Consider the following 18,474-nt stretch of genomic DNA (forward strand, 5'->3'; position numbering starts at 1 on the left):
AAAAAGGCGGCTATTATACTGGAAATTCCGCCGGACGATAAGAGCGAACCACGGCCTGGCGGTCGTTTGCTGCACTCTTATTGCGCATTCTCACAAAAATTAACAAAATTATCCGCCCAGGAACAGGCCATCACGTCGTATGGTGTCTGGAAGTGATTCATTTAACGGGAGTAACGATGTTAACACTTGATGCCAGTAAAACCGCGCTTGTCGTGATTGATTTACAGGAAGGCATTCTGCCCTTCGCCGGCGGCCCGCATACCGCGGATGATGTGGTCAACCGCACCGCTCGCCTGGCGGAAACATGTCGTGCCAGCGGTGCGCCTGTGGTCATGGTGCGCGTCGGCTGGTCTGCTGATTACGCCGAAGCGTTAAAACAGCCCGTTGATGCCCAGGCTCCTGCACGCGCCCTGCCGGAAAACTGGTGGACGTACCCGGCCAAGCTGGGTAAACGCGACAGCGATATTGAAGTGACCAAACGTCAGTGGGGCGCATTCTACGGCACCGATCTTGAACTGCAGCTCCGCCGTCGCGGCATCGACACCATCATCCTGTGCGGCATTTCTACTAATATCGGCGTGGAGTCTACCGCCCGCAACGCGTGGGAGCTGGGCTTTAACCTGGTGATCGCCGAAGATGCCTGCAGCGCGGCTTCCGCGGAACAGCATCAGGGCAGCATGACCCATATATTCCCGCGCATCGGCCGCGTGCGCAGCACGGATGAGATTGTCAGCGCGCTATGATGTACGTAGGCCTGCCCCAGTGGTCGCACCCGAAATGGGTGCGCCTTGGCATCACCAGCCTTGAGGAATATGCCCGGCACTTCAACTGTGTCGAGGGTAACACCACCCTGTATGCGCTCCCCAAAGCCGAGATTGTTACGCGCTGGCGGGAACAAACGACCGATGACTTCCGCTTCTGCTTTAAGTTTCCGGCCACCATTTCCCACCAGGCCGCGCTGCGCAACTGCGGGGATTTGACCGAAGAGTTTTTTACGCGCATGTCGCCGCTGGCGAACCGCATCGGTCAGTACTGGATCCAGCTACCCGCCACGTTTGGCCCACATGATTTGCCCGCGCTCTGGCAGTTCCTGGATGCCCTGCCCCGTGACTTCACCTACGGCGTTGAAGTCAGGCATCCTGAATTTTTTGCGAAGGGCGAAGCGGAAAAAGCGCTCAATCGCGGCCTGCTTGAGCGTTCCGTAAACCGGGTGATTCTCGATAGCCGCCCGGTGCACAGCGCTGTCCCCCATAACGAAGCCATCGTTGAGGCTCAGCGTAAAAAACCGAAAGTGCCGGTTCACGCCATCGTGACCGCGAATAACCCATTGGTCAGGTTTATCGGCAGCGATAACATGCAGCAAAACCAGGCAATGTTCGCCGTCTGGCTGGAAAAACTGGCCTCGTGGGAGAACACCACCACGCCGTATCTCTTTTTGCATACGCCGGATATCGCCCAGGCGCCCGAACTGGTCGATGCTCTGTGGCAGGCCTTGCAGGCTGCGGTGCCGTCCGTGGGCAGCGCCCCTTCCATCCCACAACAATCTTCTCTTTTCTGATATCACCCCCTATCATAGTGAAGTGCCATCTGCCAAAAACAGGGAGTTTGTATGGTCAGCGCGCTGTATGCGGTGTTAGGTGCATTACTGCTGATTAAGTTTTCATTTGATGTTGTGCGCCTCAGAACGCTGTACCGCGTCTCTTACGGTGACGGCGGATTTTCCGAGCTACAAAGCGCTATCCGCATTCATGGCAACGCGGTCGAATACATCCCCGCAGCCTTAATCCTGCTGCTGTTTATGGAGATGAATGGCGCAGAAACCTGGATGGTGCACATCTGTGGCCTGCTTCTTATTGCTGGCCGCCTGATGCACTATTACGGTTTTCACCACCGCTTAATCCGCTGGCGTCGTTCCGGCATGAGTGCGACCTGGTGTTCGCTTTTGCTGATGGTGCTGGCTAACCTGTGGTATATGCCGTGGGAGTTGGTTTTCTCCCTCCATTAGCGCACAATACGCCACTTTATTTTTCCCGGATTTTTACGTTATGTCAGATCGCGACACGCTTTTTTCCGCGCCTATCGCCAGCCTGGGCGACTGGACCTTCGATGAACGGGTAGCCGAAGTCTTCCCGGATATGATCCAGCGCTCTGTTCCCGGTTATTCCAATATTATCTCTATGATCGGCATGCTGGCTGAGCGCTTCGTTCAACCCGGCACGCAGGTCTATGACCTGGGCTGCTCGCTCGGCGCGGCAACGCTGTCGGTTCGTCGTAACGTTCACCACGAAGGCTGCCGAATCATCGCCGTCGATAACTCCCCGGCCATGGTTGAGCGCTGCCGTCGCCATATTGACGCGTACAAAGCCCCTGTTCCGGTAGACGTGGTGGAAGGCGATATCCGCGAGATTGAGATCAATAACGCGTCGATGGTGGTGCTGAATTTCACCCTGCAGTTCCTGGTGCCTGAAGACCGCCAGCTGCTGCTGGACAAAATTTATCAGGGGCTGAATCCCGGCGGCGCGCTGGTGCTCTCGGAGAAATTCAGCTTCGAAGATGCCGAGGTTGGCGAACTGCTGTTTAATATGCACCACGATTTCAAACGGGCGAACGGCTACAGCGAGCTGGAGATCAGCCAGAAGCGGAGCATGCTCGAAAACGTGATGCTGACGGATTCCGTAGAAACCCATAAAGCGCGTCTGAGCAAAGCCGGGTTTGAGCACAGCGAACTGTGGTTCCAGTGCTTTAACTTTGGCTCTCTGGTGGCGCTGAAAGCGGGAGAATCCGCATGATCGAATTCAGCAACTTCTATCAGCTGATTGCCAAAAACCAGCTCTCCCACTGGCTGGAAACCTTGCCCGCGCAGATTGCCGCCTGGCAGCGCGATCAGCAGCACGGCCTGTTAAAGCAGTGGTCAAACGCGGTGGAGTATCTGCCCGAACTGACCCCGCATCGTCTGGATCTCCTGCACAGCGTCACCGCCGAGAGCGAAGAGCCGCTCCCGGCCGGACAGATCAACCGCATCGAAACGCTGATGCGTAACCTGATGCCGTGGCGTAAAGGACCGTTTTCACTTTACGGCGTGAACATCAATACCGAATGGCGCTCGGACTGGAAATGGGATCGCGTTCTGCCTCACCTTTCCGACCTGACCGGGCGCACCATTCTGGACGTGGGCTGCGGCAGCGGTTACCACATGTGGCGCATGATTGGCGCGGGCGCGCATCTGGCGGTAGGAATTGACCCGATGCAGCTGTTCCTGTGCCAGTTTGAAGCGGTGCGTAAGCTGCTGGGTAACGACCAGCGCGCGCACCTGCTGCCACTGGGCATTGAACAGCTCCCTGCCCTTAAAGCCTTTGATACCGTCTTCTCTATGGGCGTGCTGTACCACCGTCGTTCCCCGCTTGAACACCTGTGGCAATTGAAGGAGCAGCTGGTCAGCGGCGGCGAGCTGGTGCTGGAAACGCTGGTGATTGAAGGCGATGAACATGCCGTTCTGGTCCCGGGCGATCGCTACGCGCAGATGCGCAACGTTTACTTCATCCCTTCCGCGCTGGCGCTGAAGAACTGGCTGGAGAAGTGCGGGTTTGTGGATGTGCGGATTGCCGACGTCAGTGTGACGTCTATCGAAGAACAGCGCCGCACCGACTGGATGATCACCGAATCGCTGGAGCAGTTCCTCGACCCGGCCGACCACAGCAAAACCATCGAAGGCTATCCGGCTCCGATGCGTGCGGTGTTGATTGCGACTAAGCCGTAGCCTTTTAGCCGGGTGGCGGCTACGCCTTACCCGGCCTACTCGTAGCACGTTTTCTCCAAAATAGTTCAAGTTGCAGCAAGGCGGCAACGCAGCGAATCCCCGGGAGCTTACATCAGTAAGTGACCGGGGTGAGCGAGGCGGCCAACGCAGCTGCGGCTTGAAATATGAAGGAGAAAAAAAGGCCCCTGTGTAATTGGCAGGGGCCTGGTACAAGCAAGCATCATATTGGGCGACATGATGCGCGGTAAAAATCGGTACGTTGCTACACGTGATGGCGCTCAATCAGCGACTTCATTTCCGCAACCGACTCTCCCTCTACGCCATAGCGTGAATACTCATCCGCTTCAGCATCCGTCGACATTGACAATCCTGTATTGCGATAACGCATGGGTGAAGGTATCCATTTCCCCGCGGAGCTGTGCAGCTCTTCTACCCCGGCGTTTAAAAACCGTTCCAGATTGCTGGCGCGGACTCCCGCACCCGCCATTATTATTGGAACACCGGAATGTGCTTTTAGTTCCGTAATTAATTGCAGTCCTTTTTCAGCTGACGCCTGCTGACCGGATGTCAGGATGCGCGCCACGCCAAGTTCTCCAAGCGTTTCAAAGGCCTGAAGCGGATCTTTACACATATCAAATGCGCGATGAAAAGTGACGGCCAGCCCCTGCGCGGCGCTCATAATCTGACGCATACGCGGTATATCAATGTTGCCGTCTTCATCCAGCAGGCCAGTCACTAGGCCTGGAAAACCCAGGTCCCGAACGAGCGCGATATCATCAAGCATGGCACTGAACTCGCCCGCCGTGTAACAAAAATCACCGCCGCGCGGACGAATAATCGGGTGAACGGGAATGGTGACGGCCTGACGGGCAGACTTCAACACGCCGTATGACGGCGTCAGCCCGCCCTCTTTGGGTGCCGCACACAGTTCAATGCGGTCAGCCCCGTGCTTTTGCGCGGTCACGGCACACTCCACGCTGTAACAACAAATCTCCAGCAGCGCCATTTAATCCTCCTGAAATTCCACTAAACGAAACATCATGACACGCCGTCCGTTTTCAGTCCCGGCGTGAACTCACATCTCTTACGCTTCGCTGGCAACGATCTGCTCAATGGTCCACGGATGAAACTTCACCGTGACCTGTCCGTCAGTGACGGCCAGCGTCGGATTAGGTAACCGCTCGCGCTCGCCTTTGGGTGAACTCGTCTTCACAAAAATTCCCGGCTGGCTTAAGCCTTCGTCAGAAAGGAGGGCCAGCGCGCGCGCGTTTAACGTCTCCGGCTCACCCGGCAGGACAATTTCGATATGTTCCCAGCCTTCGTGCGGATAGCGTTTCTCTCCCGGCCACGGCAGTTCAACCACGGTGAATTGCCAGTGCGCCACGTTGACCGGCTGATGCAGTTTGAACAGGCAAATAGGGCGACCGTTAATGATGTTCTCGGACAGCAACTCGCCGCACCGTTCGAACCCGCGACGCCAGCGCTCGGCGGTGGCATTCTGATGACAGCGCAAAGAGATGTGATCGGCCTCAAGCGGCGCGATATCCAGACCGAGACGGGTGGCAAGTTCTGTGAACGCCTGGGTAAAGCGCGGTAAATCTGCGGAAATATCATGCAGTTCGTCAATGGATTGCCAGTTCGCCATAAGTCACTCTCTTTTCATGTCGCAAAGCCGCTAATTTACTCTGTTGCCCTGTTTTGACCAACCGCAGAATCCGGCTTTTTGCGACTGCATGATTATGCACACCTTCACCGCCTGGATTCTGAGCAATCTTCAGGCCCCGCAATGCTGACGCCAGAGGGCATTTGCAGTATACTCCCGCCCTAAATTCTTTAACTGGCGCGGGCGGTTGTAAGCCCGCATCAAAAACGTAAGGTATCCAGGTGAATATTCAGGCTCTTCTCTCCGAAAAAGTCAGTCAGGCACTGATTGCCGCAGGCGCGCCTGCGGATTGCGAACCGCAGGTTCGTCAGTCAGCAAAAGTACAGTTTGGCGACTATCAGGCTAATGGCGTGATGGCAGTGGCTAAAAAACTGGGCATGCCGCCGCGACAGCTCGCTGAGCAGGTACTGACGCATCTGGATCTTTCCGGCATTGCCAGCAAAACCGAAATCGCCGGCCCGGGCTTCATTAATATCTTCCTGGAACCTGCGTTCCTGGCAAGCCACGTTGACGCAGCGCTGAAATCTGACCGTCTGGGTGTTTCCCAGCCGGAGGCACAGACCGTCGTGATCGACTACTCTGCCCCGAACGTGGCGAAAGAGATGCACGTTGGCCACCTGCGCTCCACCATCATCGGTGATGCCGCAGTGCGCACGCTCGAGTTCCTCGGTCACAAGGTGATCCGCGCAAACCACGTGGGCGACTGGGGCACCCAGTTCGGCATGCTGATTGCTTACCTGGAAAAACAGCAGCAGGAAAACGCGGGTGAAATGGCGCTGGCGGACCTGGAAGGGTTCTACCGCGAAGCCAAAAAACACTACGACGAAGACGAAGCCTTTGCCGAGCGCGCGCGCAGCTACGTGGTTAAACTGCAGGGCGGCGACCAATACTTCCTCGAGATGTGGCGCAAGCTGGTTGATATCACCATGTCTCAGAACCAGCTGACCTATAACCGTCTGAACGTTACCCTGACCCGTGACGACGTGATGGGTGAAAGCCTCTATAACCCAATGCTGCCCGGCATTGTGGCTGACCTGAAAGCGAAAAACCTGGCGGTAGAGAGCGAAGGCGCAACGGTGGTGTTCCTTGATGAGTACAAAAACAAGGAAGGCGAACCGATGGGCGTGATCATCCAGAAAAAGGATGGCGGCTATCTCTACACCACGACAGACATCGCCTGCGCGAAATACCGTTACGAAACGCTGCATGCCGACCGCGTGCTGTACTACATCGACTCCCGTCAGCACCAGCACCTGATGCAGGCGTGGACCATCGTGCGTAAAGCCGGTTACGTGCCGGATTGCGTTCCGCTGGAACACCACATGTTCGGCATGATGCTGGGTAAAGACGGCAAACCGTTCAAAACCCGTGCGGGCGGAACCGTGAAGCTGTCCGACCTGCTGGACGAAGCGCTGGAGCGCGCCCGCCGTCTGGTGGCCGAGAAGAACCCGGACATGCCTGCCGACGAGCTGGAAAAACTGGCCAACGCCGTGGGTATCGGTGCGGTGAAATACGCGGATCTCTCCAAGAACCGTACCACCGACTATATCTTCGACTGGGATAACATGCTGGCGTTTGAAGGCAACACGGCGCCTTACATGCAGTATGCCTACACCCGCGTGCTCTCGGTGTTCCGTAAGGCGAACATTGATGAAAACGTACTGGCGAATGCGACAGTGACCATCACGGAAGATCGTGAAGCACAGCTTGCGGCGCGCCTGCTGCAGTTTGAAGAGACGCTGACGGTTGTCGCGCGTGACGGCACGCCGCACGTGATGTGTGCTTACCTGTACGATCTGGCGGGTCTGTTCTCCGGCTTCTACGAACACTGCCCTATTCTGTCTGCGGAAAACGAATCGGTCCGCAACAGCCGCCTGAAGCTGGCGCAGCTCACGGCGAAAACCCTGAAGCTGGGTCTGGATACCCTGGGTATCGAAACCGTAGAACGCATGTAATACAAAAAACCCGGCAAGCGCCGGGTTTTTTCTTATCAGAAATACTTCCGCAAATATTCCGTCAAACAGAGAATCGCCATCGCCTGTCCGTACGGCATCGACGTCAGCGGGATCTGGCGATAAAACTCAAGATCGCTGCCCATGCCCGTGCCGAACGACGTTTGCAACAGCTCGCCTTCCGGCGAAATATTTTTGACGATACCGCGAATCGCTTTTTCTGCCACTTCGGCATACTCCGCACCAACGTAGCGCTTGCGCACGGCTTTCAGAATGCCGTAGGCAAAACCTGCCGTGGCGGACGCCTCAAGATAAGAATGTGGATCGTCGAGCAGCGTATGCCATAGCCCGCTGTCGTCCTGATATTTCGCCAACGCGGCAATCTGCGCATTCAATACCTGCACCAGGTAGCGGCGCACCGCGTTGCTTTCCGGCAGATCCACCAGCTCAAGGAAGTCCGGGATGACGATGGTGAGCCAGCTGTTGCCGCGCGCCCAGCGGGCACGGGCAAAGTTATGATTACAGTCATAGCTCCAGCCGTGGAACCACAGCCCGGTCTCCCGGTCCATCAGGTTCTGCACGTGCAGCAGGAACTGATAGACCGCCTCTTCAACGTACTCCGGCTTATTGAGCAGCTTGCCGATTTTCGCCAGCGGCAGCACCGTCATCATCAGCGTGTCATCCCACATCTGTTGATGGTTTTCTTCCGCCAGGGTGATGTGCTGCATCCCGCCGTGTTCCGTGCGCGGCATCTCGGCCATCGCCCATTCCGCCCAGCTTTCCAGCCACGGCAGCCAGGCCTGATTTTTGGTCTCTTCGTAGCGATAAACCAGCGTAAGGAACGGCGACATGGTATTCACGTTTTTGGTGGTCGCGCCTTCCGCAAAGCGGTCGGCAAACCAGCTGTCGATAATGTCTCGCATACCTTCATCGCCGGTCTGGCAGTAATACTGCCAGATACCGTACAGGCCAACGCCGTGCGTCCACTCCCATCCGGCCCAGCCTTTGGTGTCGATCACGCGCCCGTCGTCCAGCCGCAGCAAAAATTCACCCGTTTTGTCGTGGATATTGACCAGGCTATGCGTCACCTTTTGAATCAGCGATTTCAGCTCGTCCCGGGCGATAAAGCGCTCTGGCTGACGCAGTAACGGGCTATGTTTGACAGGCCAAACTTTCATCATCTTAACCTCTGTTGTATGTCGAATTCAGTACCGCGCGCTCTTTCAGAGAGGGTGCCGCTGGCTTGTTGCGATTCAGATAACCGATGTTGTTATTGCCCCACAGCGACTCATAGGGCATACCGGCCAGCATCTCGACGGTGGCGCGGGCGTGTGGCGTCGCTGACTCAGGCATCGCATGACCACACTCACGCATTTTCGCGGTCTCCTCGCGCAGCGTGCTGTGGGTCTGCAAATTGAGCCTGAAGCGCAGGGAAACGAGGAAGCCGCAGAACAGCACCAGGATGGTGCCCACGCTCAGGATCGTCAAAATGGTGTGGCTCACTTCCGCAGGCTGTACTTTCTGACCGCTGACAAAGCCGGACATCTGCATCACAATGCCCACCAGCATCACCGCACCGGCCTGTGACGCCTTACGGGTCAGGGTCATGATGCCCGCGAAGATCCCTTCGCGGCGCTGGCCGGTGATCGCTTCATCCACGTCAGCAATGTAGGTGTAGGTATTCCATGGCACGTAGTTGATACCGCCGCGACCGAGGCCCGCCACCGCAGAGATCAGCAACAGCAGAGCGTAAACGTCGCTCAGGCCCGCGTAATAGAGCACGGCGTAGGAAATTGATGCCAGACCAAACAGCACCACCACCATGCGGTAGGACGGCGCAGGCCCGAAACGGATACACAGCGGGATCATGGCGATAACCGCAAGGAACTGGAAGATGGCCATCGTGCCCAGCAGACTGGACGCCATTGACGCTTCCTGCATCAGCACGAACACCACGTAGTAGGTGAATACCGCATTAAACACGTCCTGCGCGATATAGCCGCCGAGGTACATGCCCAGATGCTGACGGAAAATCTTGATGCGCAGCGTGGAGCTGAGCTCAACGATCAGGCGGTTGAGGCTCTGCCACAGCGTCAGCTTCTTCTTCTCTTCTTCAGCACGCAGCGCCGCTTCAGACCACTCTTCGCGCGGGCGTTCCCAGGTGAAGCACCAGACGAAGGTCAGCATCAGCGCGCAGAGCACGGAGAAGACCAGGCTTGCGTAGAAGAAGGAAACCGCGTTGTCTTTCCCGAACCAGGTCAACAGGATCCCCGGCAGGAAGGAAGCGAGAATGGCAGACATCTGGGCCATAGCGATACGCGCCCCGGAGAACTTGGTTTTCTGCTTAAAGTCATCGGTCATTTCCGGCACCAGCGTTTCGTACGGCACCAGAATCATGGTGTAAACAATATCAAACACCAGATAGGTCAGCAGGTAGTACCCGAAGCTCATGTCCCCAACCCACATCAGCGAGTAGCTGAACACGCACGGGATCCCCAGCAGGATAAAGAACTTACGACGGCCAAAGCGCTTGCCGAGCCAGGTCGTACCAAAGTTATCGGTTAAAAAGCCCATCAACGGGCTAACGACGGCATCCAGTACCCTTGCCGCTGCAAAGATGAACGTTGCTTCGATCGGTGAAAGCCCGCAGAAGGTGGTATAAAAATATAAAAGCCAGGCCGCCGTCAGGGCCGTGGTACCCGCCCCGAGAAAATCGCCTGACCCGTAAGCAAGATAATTCGCGAGTCCAATTTTACGTGTTTTCATTGCCGTCAGCCCTAATCAGTTTCAGGAGACTCCCTGCAAACGCGCTTCGTCCGGGAGCTTTTATACGGCTACAGTAAATGCATCGACCTGTTGATACCTTTCTGTTTCTGCCATTCCAGAGAGGGTGTATGGCAAAAATACAAAGGGTAGGGTCACGCGCGTCACTGATTTATAAAACAGCGTTTCTATTTGATCAAAAGGAGAGGTCAGTTTTGAGAGCCAGCCATCAGAATGTCCTGATGGCTGGTGAAAAGGCAGGGTGTTAGCGATAGTTCACGATGACGGAATTACTCTGGACTTTCAGCGCCGGGATTAAGCGCCCCCCGCCCGGCACTTCCCAGATGAAACGCAAAGGTTCAATGGCCGGTACGCCGTTGAACGCCTGCGTCGTGCCATTTTCACCGTCGATTTCCGTGCAGCGCGTCTGAGAGCAGAGGCGCACTCGCAGGCCTGCGGGTGTTGGGCCAATCAGCCGGTAATTCCAGACCACAAGGCCCATCAGACCGGAAACCTCTTCAGCAGGCGCCAGCGGGTTAGATGACATGGCAACACCCCGGTTGCTGAGGGTCACTCCCATGCTGCTTGCCTGCCACGTGCCCTCCCCGGCAGCCTGCGCCACCAAAGGGAAAAGCAAAATCCAGATCCATTTACCCATTATTTTCCTCCAATCGTCGCGGTCATGCGGATATGACGGTTATCCGACAGCTCCAGATTCGACAGCACGACCAGCTGGTTCAGGCTACGACGCAGGAAGCGCGACAGCAGCGGACGTAGCGCATGGTTCACCAGCAGCACCGGCGGCGCCCCCAGCATCTCCTGACGCGTCAGCGCCTCCTGCGTTTGCGCCAGCAGACGATCCGCCAGGCCCGGCTCCAGGCCGCCCCCGCCCTGCAGGGCCTGCAGCAGCAGGCGTTCAAGCGGCGTATCGAGACCAATGACCTGCACCTCTCCGGTTCCCGGGAACCACTGCTGGGTGATCGCGCGGCCCAGCGCAACGCGTACCACCGCCGTCAGCTCGTGCGGATCGTTTTGGATCGGCGCATGCTCGGCAAGGGTTTCGAGAATGGTGCGCATATCGCGGATCGGCACCTTCTCTTCGAGCAGCTTTTGCAGCACCTTGTGCAGCGTGGTTAAGGTCAGCACGCCCGGGACCAGGTCTTCCGTCAGCTTCGGCATTTCCTGCGTGACGCGGTCAAGCAGCTGCTGCGCTTCCTGACGGCCAAACAGCTCTGCCGAGAATTGCCCGATCAGGTGATTAAGATGGGTTGCCACCACGGTACTGGCTTCAACAACCGTATACCCCTGGATCTGCGCCTGCTCTTTCAGCGCACTTTCAATCCAGATAGCAGCCAGGCCAAAGGCCGGATCGATGGTTTGCTCACCCGGCAGGGTGCCTGCGGCGGTACCCGGGTTAATCGCCAGCCATCGGCCCGGATAGGCATCACCGCTGCCGATTTCGACCCCTTTCATGAGAATGCGATAGCGCGCGGGCGGCAGGTCCATATTGTCGCGGATGTGTACAACCGGCGGCAGGAAGCCCATATCCTGCGCGAATTTTTTACGGATACTGCGGATACGGCCAAGCAGCTCGCCATCCTGCTGGAAATCGACCATCGGGATCAGGCGATAGCCAACTTCCATTCCCAGGGAATCTTCCAGCTGAACGTCGTTCCAGGTCGCTTCGACGGCCTGGGTATTCTCCGGCATTTTTACCTGAACAGGTTCCGCTGCCGGTTTGATTTCACGGCCACGCATCCACCAGGCAAGCCCCAGCAGACCCGCCGTAAACAGCAGGAACACCAGGTTTGGCATACCCGGCACCAGGCCGAGCAAACCCAGAACCGCAGCGGCCAGCAGCATCACGCGCGGGTTGCTGAAGAGCTGGCCCACCATCTGCTCGCCAACGTCCTGGTCGGTACTCACGCGGGTTACAATCACACCCGCCGCAGTAGAGATAACCAGCGCCGGGATCTGCGCGACCAGACCGTCACCAATGGTCAGCAGCGTATAGCTTTCCGCCGCGTGGCCCATGTCCATCCCGTGCTGCAATACACCCACCAGCAGACCGCCGACCACGTTAATCACCATGATCAGAATGCCCGCGATGGCGTCACCGCGCACAAACTTACTTGCACCGTCCATAGAGCCGTAGAAGTCCGCCTCCTGCGTCACTTCCGAACGGCGTTTTTTGGCTTCATCTTCGGCGATAAGACCGGCGTTCAGGTCGGCGTCGATCGCCATCTGTTTGCCCGGCATCCCGTCCAGCACAAAACGCGCGCCCACTTCCGCGATACGCCCTGCACCTTTGGTGATAACCATAAAGTTGATGATAACGAGGATAACGAACACCACGATACCGATAGCGAAATTGCCGCCCACCAGGAAGTGGCCGAACGCCTCCACCACTTTACCTGCCGCTGCAGCACCGGTGTGGCCTTCCATCAGGATGATACGCGTGGAGGCCACGTTAAGCGCCAGTCGGAGCAAGGTGGTAAACAGCAGAATGGTCGGGAATGCGGCGAACTCCAGGGTACGCTGGGTGAACATCGCCACCAGCAGCACCATAATCGACAGCGCAATATTGAAAGTGAAAAGCAGATCGAGGATGAACGCCGGTAGCGGCAGTACCATCATCGACAGAATTAGCAGGATCAGAATCGGCCCGGCAAGGATCTGCCATTGGGTCGATTTCAGGTTGCCGGGCAGGCGCAACATTGCCACCAGATTAGCCATCAGTGTCCTTCTCGTTCATAAAATCCAGCGCGGCAGGCACCGGAAGGTTCTCAGGTTTCACAGGCCGCTGACCGCCAGCCAGACGCCAGCGCTTCAACTGCCACACCCAGGCCAGCACTTCCGCCACCGCGGCGTAGAGTTGTCCCGGGATCTGTTGTCCAATGTCCGCATGGCGGTACAGGGCACGCGCCAGCGGAGGGGCTTCGAGGATCGGCACGCGGTTTTCAGTGCCAATTTCCCGGATGCGCAGTGCGATCAGTCCGGCCCCTTTCGCGACGACCTTCGGCGCGCTCATTTTGTTTTCGTCATAGCGCAGCGCAACGGAATAGTGCGTCGGGTTGGTGACAATGACGTCGGCCTTCGGCACATCTTCCATCATGCGGCGACGGGCGGCGGCACGCTGCATCTGGCGGATGCGCCCTTTTACGTGCGGGTCACCTTCCATCTGCTTATATTCGTCACGAATATCCTGACGCGACATACGCAGCTTTTTGAAGTGGGTATAAAGCTGGAAGATCACGTCAAAACCCACCATCGGGATAATGCTGAGCACCACCAGCAGCGCGCAGAGCCCAACCAGATTCAGCGCGTTGCTCATCGCGGTGAGAGGCGATTCGCTGATAAGACGCATCATTTCCGGCCAGTGGTACCAGAGGTAAAACCCCGCAGAACTGCCCATCAGCACCGATTTGAGAACGGCTTTAAGCAGCTCAGCCCCGGTCTGCGCAGAGAACATTTTCGCAATACCCGACAGCGGGTTCAGTTTGGAAAATTTCGGCTGCAGCGATTTGGCACTGAAAACCAGACCGCCGAGCATCACCGGTGAGACCAGCGCGACCAGCACGACCCCGGTAATCAGAGGCAACAGTGCGACCATGGCCCCTTTGATAAGCTGAATAATCTGGCTGAGGATCAGATTCGGATCGTTGACCATGCTGTGGTCAAAACGTAAGCCGGTGGACAACATTCCCGCCAGCTTGCGGGCGAGCGACTCCCCGCCCCACCAGATAATGCACACCCCTACGATAAGGATCAGCAGGGAGGTTAATTCTCGGGATCGGGGGATCTGCCCTTCCTCACGCGCCTTTTCTAGTCGGTGGGGTGTGGGGGCTTCCGTTTTATCGTCGTTCTCTTCTGCCACAGTGCATGCTCAGCCCATTACGTCACGGGTATCATGCCAGCACAGCCTTTGATCAATGGGCTGATAAACCCCTATAACCGGGTCTTTTTATCCAGTTTAAGCCCACACTCCGCACGTTGGGTGAGAGAAGAGCGAACAAGTAATAACCGAAAAATAGAGTCCAGCTTTTGTGATGCGCTTCATATTACAAAATGAATTAAGCGCAGTTCAAAAGAACGTTTACTCTAAAAAAATTTCGAAAGGAAATTAACATAGCCGTCAATTTTAACTACCTGGTATTGCAGGAATGATATAAATATGTAAATTCAATAATTCAGGGAAATTCAAACCACATAATTCATTACCACACACAATCCAAAAATGAATTAATGCATATAACATTAGCCCTGAAACTCACTTACCAGTAGAATATTAAATGTTATAATTTCACGCGGCGTAATATACTTTTCACTAGAAAGCAAAATTTATGCCAGATATTTCTTTTTTACGTAAAGGGAAAATTAAGATGGATTTCAAAAAGAATATTATTGCGGGCTTAGCCCTTGCAATACTGTCGATGAATAGCTTCGCCGCAGAAATGAATGCCGGCACTATTCACTTCACGGGTGAAATTATCGAATCAAGCTGCACGATTCAGGGTGACAATGATACGGACAGTACTGTCCCGCTGGGTACCTATCCAATATCATTGTTTACTGCTGTTGGGACGGAAAGTGCACTTATGCCATTCTCCATCACGCTTGCCAACTGCCCATTGCAAAGCGATGGGCTTCCGGCTGTACAGCTGACCTTTAACGGCCCAACAACCCTGACCAAGGCCAAAACGCTGCTGGACGTCAGTAAAATTACCACCACGGGCGATACCGCGGCCACCGGTATCGGCGTTGCCGTCAGCCTGGCGGGTAAAGATGATAAGCTCATCACGATGGACGGCGCCGAAGGGCAGGTCTATATCGAACTGGCGTCAAAACCCGAAGATACGATTAAAGCTGATTTTAATGCTCGCTATAAATCATTTGCAACTGCGGTTACGGCCGGTCCGGCAGACGCTGATATGACGGTAAACATTCTTTACCGTTAATAAACACACTGCTGACATTCATAATATAAATAGATTTAGGCCTCATGACGTTTAAGGAGTCATGATCTGATATTAGTCCGAATCCGTATTCGGACTAATATCATTTCGCCTCACCCTCCTTTATTAAAGGTTTCACTATGCGCATATCACTCCATGTCTTATTATGTATTCCTGTCATTGCAAGCACTTTTTGTCACGCAGCAGGTATTCAGATAGGTCGCACACGCATAATCTACGATGCCGCGAAAAAGGAAGTTGCCCTGCCCTTACAAAATAATGATAAAGAGCTTCCATGGTTAATACAGTCATGGACGGATACGGGTGATGGTAAAACGCACGGACCGTTTATCGTGACACCGCCTCTCTTTCGACTCGATCCGCAAAAAGAGCAAAGCCTGCGCATTACCTGGAACGGGACAGCCTTATCCGGGGATAAAGAATCTTTGTTCTATATGAACGTGCGAACCGTCCCTGCCACGGCTACGGATGAGGATGACAAAAACGTCCTGCGGTTAATCTATAAAACGCGTCTGAAACTGTTCTGGCGTCCTGTCGGACTGAGCGGTACGCCCTCTGAATCCTGCAAAAACCTGCGATTTGCTCGTCATGGTCAGCAACTCACCGTCATCAACGCAGGGGCGTTCTACAGCGTCTTTGATTCACTTGCGCTGGGTGCGCACAAAGTGGAAAAAGCCGACATGGTTGCCCCTAAATCCCGCGCTGACATTCCTCTCCCTGGCAATGCTCAGGGGACGAACGTCACCTGGCGCTGCATTACCGATTACGGCAATGCTTCCGAAAAATATACCTCCCCCCTGGCGCAGGATTAAAAGACCTCGATGATGACAGGACGTAATGAGTTGTCATACGAGCGGCGCTTCAGACTGAATCCGCTTCTTCGCTGCCTTGGCGGTGTCTTGCTCATCGCGAGCTTCTCGACGCTGGCCCGTGAGTATCGTTTCTCTCCCTCATCGCTTGAAGGAGACATGCTGGCTCAGCAGGATATCGACCTTTCACTCTTTTCAAAGTCGAATGCTCAGCTACCCGGCACCTATTCTTCACGAGTGCAGGTGAACGAACGCCGCCTCAGCACCACCAATATCGCTTACGTCAGTTCCCCGGAAGGGTCACTGATACCGCAGCTCACACCGGATATGCTGCGGGCATGGGGGATTGCTATCGATCGGTATCCCGCCTTGCTTGCGTTACCCGCAAATAAGGCTTTGCCTGAAGATATCAGCAACTATATCCCTCTGGCCTCCGCGCGGCTTGAGTTTTCAACCATGACATTAGCGTTGAGTATTCCTCAGGCCGCGTTAAGTGGTACCAGTCGCGATTACATCGATCCTTCGCGCTGGGACGACGGTGTCCCCGTGTTGTTCAGTGACTACGCTTTCTCAGGATCAAAAAATAAGGAGAGCGGTGACAACAGCGCCACCAGTCAGTATCTGAATTTGCGCACAGGCGCCAACCTGGGAGGCTGGCGAGTGCGCAACTATTCAACGTGGAGCAATTCTGACAGTGAAAACCTGTGGGAAAACATCAATACCTTCCTGCAGCATGACGTTGACGCCCTCAAGGCGCAGTTCACGGCCGGGGAAAGCAACACGCGGGGCGAGGTATTTGATAGCTTACAGTACCGGGGCGTCAACCTTGCGTCAGATGAAGAGATGCTTCCCTATAGCCAACGCGGCTATGCCCCTGTCATACGCGGCATCGCAAGTTCAAATGCTAAAGTCTCGGTGCGCCAGAATGGCTATCTCATCTATCAGCAAAACGTCGCGCCGGGTGAGTTCGAGATCAACGATCTCTACTCCACGACCAACAGCGGCGATCTGGACGTTACGGTGAAAGAGGCTGACGGCACCGAGCATCACTTTACGCAGCCCTACTCCAGTATTGCGGTTATGCTGCGGCCTGGGCGTATGAAGTACGAAATGACGGCAGGCCGTTATCGTGCTGAAAGCGGGAGCGATCAAAAGGAACCCGACTTTTTCCAGGGAAGCATGATTTACGGTTTAAATAACCTTTTCACCTGGTTTGGAGGGCTGACGCTCTCGAAAGACTATAACGCAGCCAATACCGGTACCGGTATGGCGCTCGGGCCGCTGGGCTCGCTGTCCGCTGACGTTACCCTGGCCGATACCCGCCTGGACGATAACAGCCAGCATACCGGCCAGTCATGGCGTTTGCTTTATACCGGTAAACTGGATTCGACCGATACCAACTTCAGCCTCGGCAGCTACCGATACACCAGCCGCGGATATTACAGCTTTGTCGACGCCAACCAAATGCGTGACGGCCACGAAGACGATCTGCTGTTTCGTTACAATAAACGCAACCGCATTCAGGCCAGCATTAGCCAAACCGTTGCTGGGGCGAGTCTGTATCTTAACGGTTATCAGCAGGACTATTGGGGCACCACTAAAAAAGAGCGCAGCCTGTCGTTTGGATTTAATACCGTTGTTGCCGGCACGAGTTATCACATGGCCTATACGTACAGCAAAACCAACGACGAAGAGTCTGACAGGATGGTCTCTTTGGGATTTAGCATTCCTCTCGCCAGATGGCTGCCACGCGCCTGGAGTAGCTATAACATCAGCAATACTAAAAATGGCTATACGCGGCAAAACGTGGGCCTCAGCGGCACGCTGCTGGACGACGAGCGTTTGAGCTACTCGTTGCAGCAAAGCCATTCCAACCACGACGGGGAGGATATCAGCAGCGTCTATGGCAGCTACCGTTCGCAATACGCCAACCTGACCGCCGGTTATTACGCCTCCACTGATGACTCTCAGCAGCTTAATTACGGCATTAGCGGCGGTATTGTTGCCCATCCTGAGGGAGTCACGCTGGCTCAGCCTCTGGGCAGCCAGTTTGCTATCGTCAACGCCAACGACGCGTCCGGCGTCCGTTTCCTGAACCAGCGTGGTATTCAGACCGACTGGCAGGGTAACGCAGTCATTCCATCGCTCACTCCGTACCAGGAGAACAATATTCGTATTGATACCTCGAGCCTGCCGGAAAATGTAGACACCAGCGATACCGCCATCACCGTCATTCCCTCGCGCAACGCGGCGGTGTTGGCCAGATTTGACGCTCACACAGGCTATCGGATGTTGGTCACCCTGAAGCGTCCAAACGGCCTCCCCGTTCCTTTCGGTGCCATCGCGACCAGTAGCGCCCCGGTGATAAGCGGCATTGTCGATGATACCGGTACCGTCTATCTGGCAGGCCTTAGTGATACCGCACAGCTCACCGTGAAATGGGGCAACGGCAAGGGCCAACAGTGCCGCGCCAGCATTACGCAACAGTCAGCCAACCAAACCGAAAGCCCTAACGGTATTCGCTCGGTTAGCGAGCTTTGTCAGCAGGAATAAG

Annotated in this window: 16 protein-coding genes; 9 read left to right on the forward strand and 7 right to left on the reverse strand. The window is 55.6% G+C overall.

Going from position 1 to position 18,474, the window contains the following annotated elements; translation table 11 throughout:
- The first annotated feature begins 176 nt into the window (after positions 1-176).
- The 5 genes from F0320_RS13170 to cmoB are packed head-to-tail and all read left to right on the forward strand — an operon-like array spanning position 177 to position 3,757.
- Positions 177-743: a hydrolase gene (locus F0320_RS13170; RefSeq protein WP_149323930.1), complete on the forward strand. Its 567-nt coding sequence runs from the start codon at positions 177-179 to the stop codon at positions 741-743.
- Positions 740-1,558 carry a DUF72 domain-containing protein gene (locus tag F0320_RS13175; protein ID WP_126330159.1) on the forward strand — a complete coding sequence of 273 codons (819 nt, stop codon included), beginning with the start codon at positions 740-742 and terminating at the stop codon, positions 1,556-1,558. Before F0320_RS13170 ends, F0320_RS13175 begins: the two co-directional genes overlap by 4 nt.
- A 51-nt stretch (positions 1,559-1,609) precedes the next feature.
- On the forward strand, positions 1,610-2,005 hold the full coding sequence (locus F0320_RS13180) for an MAPEG family protein (protein WP_021240443.1): 396 nt from the start codon (positions 1,610-1,612) through the stop codon (positions 2,003-2,005).
- A gap of 40 nt (positions 2,006-2,045) precedes the next feature.
- Positions 2,046-2,789 (forward strand): carboxy-S-adenosyl-L-methionine synthase CmoA, encoded by a 744-nt coding sequence (cmoA, locus tag F0320_RS13185; RefSeq protein ID WP_029741772.1) that lies wholly within the window; start codon positions 2,046-2,048, stop codon positions 2,787-2,789.
- Complete coding sequence (gene cmoB / locus F0320_RS13190; protein ID WP_126330161.1) at positions 2,786-3,757, forward strand: tRNA 5-methoxyuridine(34)/uridine 5-oxyacetic acid(34) synthase CmoB; 972 nt, start codon at positions 2,786-2,788, stop codon at positions 3,755-3,757. Before cmoA ends, cmoB begins: the two co-directional genes overlap by 4 nt.
- 262 nt (positions 3,758-4,019) lie before the next feature.
- Here the strand turns inward: cmoB and cutC are convergent, their stop codons facing one another.
- The gene (gene cutC, locus F0320_RS13195) at positions 4,020-4,763 is read right to left on the reverse strand and encodes a copper homeostasis protein CutC (protein ID WP_045355966.1); all 744 of its coding nucleotides are present in this window, start codon (positions 4,761-4,763) and stop codon (positions 4,020-4,022) included.
- 78 nt (positions 4,764-4,841) lie between these two features.
- Entirely contained in the window at positions 4,842-5,402 is a 561-nt protein-coding gene (locus F0320_RS13200) for a VOC family protein (protein ID WP_047652331.1), read from the reverse strand.
- 239 nt (positions 5,403-5,641) lie between these two features.
- Here F0320_RS13200 and argS point away from each other — a divergent pair, with 239 nt between their 5' ends.
- Positions 5,642-7,375: an arginine--tRNA ligase gene (argS, locus tag F0320_RS13205; RefSeq protein ID WP_045404452.1), complete on the forward strand. Its 1,734-nt coding sequence runs from the start codon at positions 5,642-5,644 to the stop codon at positions 7,373-7,375.
- A gap of 35 nt (positions 7,376-7,410) precedes the next feature.
- Here the strand turns inward: argS and F0320_RS13210 are convergent, their stop codons facing one another.
- The 5 genes from F0320_RS13210 to flhB all read right to left on the reverse strand — a co-directional run bounded on the left by F0320_RS13210 (position 7,411) and on the right by flhB (position 14,012).
- Positions 7,411-8,550, reverse strand: coding sequence for a glycoside hydrolase family 88/105 protein (locus tag F0320_RS13210; protein WP_149323937.1), 1,140 nt, complete (start codon positions 8,548-8,550; stop codon positions 7,411-7,413).
- 4 nt (positions 8,551-8,554) lie between these two features.
- Positions 8,555-10,138 (reverse strand): MFS transporter, encoded by a 1,584-nt coding sequence (locus F0320_RS13215; RefSeq protein WP_126330163.1) that lies wholly within the window; start codon positions 10,136-10,138, stop codon positions 8,555-8,557.
- Positions 10,139-10,400: 262 nt separating this feature from the next.
- Complete coding sequence (gene flhE / locus F0320_RS13220) at positions 10,401-10,793, reverse strand: flagellar protein FlhE (protein WP_047652334.1); 393 nt, start codon at positions 10,791-10,793, stop codon at positions 10,401-10,403.
- Positions 10,793-12,871 (reverse strand): flagellar biosynthesis protein FlhA, encoded by a 2,079-nt coding sequence (flhA, locus tag F0320_RS13225; RefSeq protein WP_126330165.1) that lies wholly within the window; start codon positions 12,869-12,871, stop codon positions 10,793-10,795. The genes flhE and flhA overlap by 1 nt, the downstream gene beginning before the upstream one ends.
- Positions 12,864-14,012 (reverse strand): flagellar biosynthesis protein FlhB, encoded by a 1,149-nt coding sequence (gene flhB / locus F0320_RS13230; RefSeq protein WP_047652336.1) that lies wholly within the window; start codon positions 14,010-14,012, stop codon positions 12,864-12,866. The genes flhA and flhB overlap by 8 nt, the downstream gene beginning before the upstream one ends.
- Positions 14,013-14,478: 466 nt before the next feature.
- Here flhB and F0320_RS13235 point away from each other — a divergent pair, with 466 nt between their 5' ends.
- The 3 genes from F0320_RS13235 (at position 14,479) to F0320_RS13245 (ending at position 18,473) form a co-directional block, all read left to right on the forward strand.
- Positions 14,479-15,093, forward strand: coding sequence for a fimbrial protein (locus tag F0320_RS13235; protein WP_316326010.1), 615 nt, complete (start codon positions 14,479-14,481; stop codon positions 15,091-15,093).
- 137 nt (positions 15,094-15,230) lie between these two features.
- Complete coding sequence (locus F0320_RS13240; RefSeq protein WP_126330167.1) at positions 15,231-15,923, forward strand: fimbrial biogenesis chaperone; 693 nt, start codon at positions 15,231-15,233, stop codon at positions 15,921-15,923.
- Between the two features lie 9 nt (positions 15,924-15,932).
- Complete coding sequence (locus F0320_RS13245) at positions 15,933-18,473, forward strand: fimbria/pilus outer membrane usher protein (protein WP_126330169.1); 2,541 nt, start codon at positions 15,933-15,935, stop codon at positions 18,471-18,473.
- The last annotated feature ends 1 nt before the right edge of the window (position 18,474 follow it).

It is taken from the genome of Enterobacter dykesii (assembly GCF_008364625.2).
GTDB classification, from domain to species: Bacteria; Pseudomonadota; Gammaproteobacteria; order Enterobacterales; family Enterobacteriaceae; genus Enterobacter; species Enterobacter dykesii.

What these genes read in the sequence shown, in the direction of transcription:
- F0320_RS13215 (WP_126330163.1), bottom strand. Translation starts at nt 10,138, where the DNA reads ATGAAAACACGTAAAATTGGACTCGCGAATTATCTTGCTTACGGGTCA.
- F0320_RS13170 (WP_149323930.1), top strand. Translation starts at nt 177, where the DNA reads ATGTTAACACTTGATGCCAGTAAAACCGCGCTTGTCGTGATTGATTTA.
- F0320_RS13210 (WP_149323937.1), bottom strand. Translation starts at nt 8,550, where the DNA reads ATGAAAGTTTGGCCTGTCAAACATAGCCCGTTACTGCGTCAGCCAGAG.
- flhE (WP_047652334.1), bottom strand. Translation starts at nt 10,793, where the DNA reads ATGGGTAAATGGATCTGGATTTTGCTTTTCCCTTTGGTGGCGCAGGCT.
- F0320_RS13240 (WP_126330167.1), top strand. Translation starts at nt 15,231, where the DNA reads ATGCGCATATCACTCCATGTCTTATTATGTATTCCTGTCATTGCAAGC.
- cmoA (WP_029741772.1), top strand. Translation starts at nt 2,046, where the DNA reads ATGTCAGATCGCGACACGCTTTTTTCCGCGCCTATCGCCAGCCTGGGC.
- F0320_RS13175 (WP_126330159.1), top strand. Translation starts at nt 740, where the DNA reads ATGATGTACGTAGGCCTGCCCCAGTGGTCGCACCCGAAATGGGTGCGC.
- flhA (WP_126330165.1), bottom strand. Translation starts at nt 12,871, where the DNA reads ATGGCTAATCTGGTGGCAATGTTGCGCCTGCCCGGCAACCTGAAATCG.
- F0320_RS13200 (WP_047652331.1), bottom strand. Translation starts at nt 5,402, where the DNA reads ATGGCGAACTGGCAATCCATTGACGAACTGCATGATATTTCCGCAGAT.
- F0320_RS13235 (WP_316326010.1), top strand. Translation starts at nt 14,479, where the DNA reads ATGCCAGATATTTCTTTTTTACGTAAAGGGAAAATTAAGATGGATTTC.
- F0320_RS13245 (WP_126330169.1), top strand. Translation starts at nt 15,933, where the DNA reads ATGATGACAGGACGTAATGAGTTGTCATACGAGCGGCGCTTCAGACTG.
- cmoB (WP_126330161.1), top strand. Translation starts at nt 2,786, where the DNA reads ATGATCGAATTCAGCAACTTCTATCAGCTGATTGCCAAAAACCAGCTC.
- cutC (WP_045355966.1), bottom strand. Translation starts at nt 4,763, where the DNA reads ATGGCGCTGCTGGAGATTTGTTGTTACAGCGTGGAGTGTGCCGTGACC.
- F0320_RS13180 (WP_021240443.1), top strand. Translation starts at nt 1,610, where the DNA reads ATGGTCAGCGCGCTGTATGCGGTGTTAGGTGCATTACTGCTGATTAAG.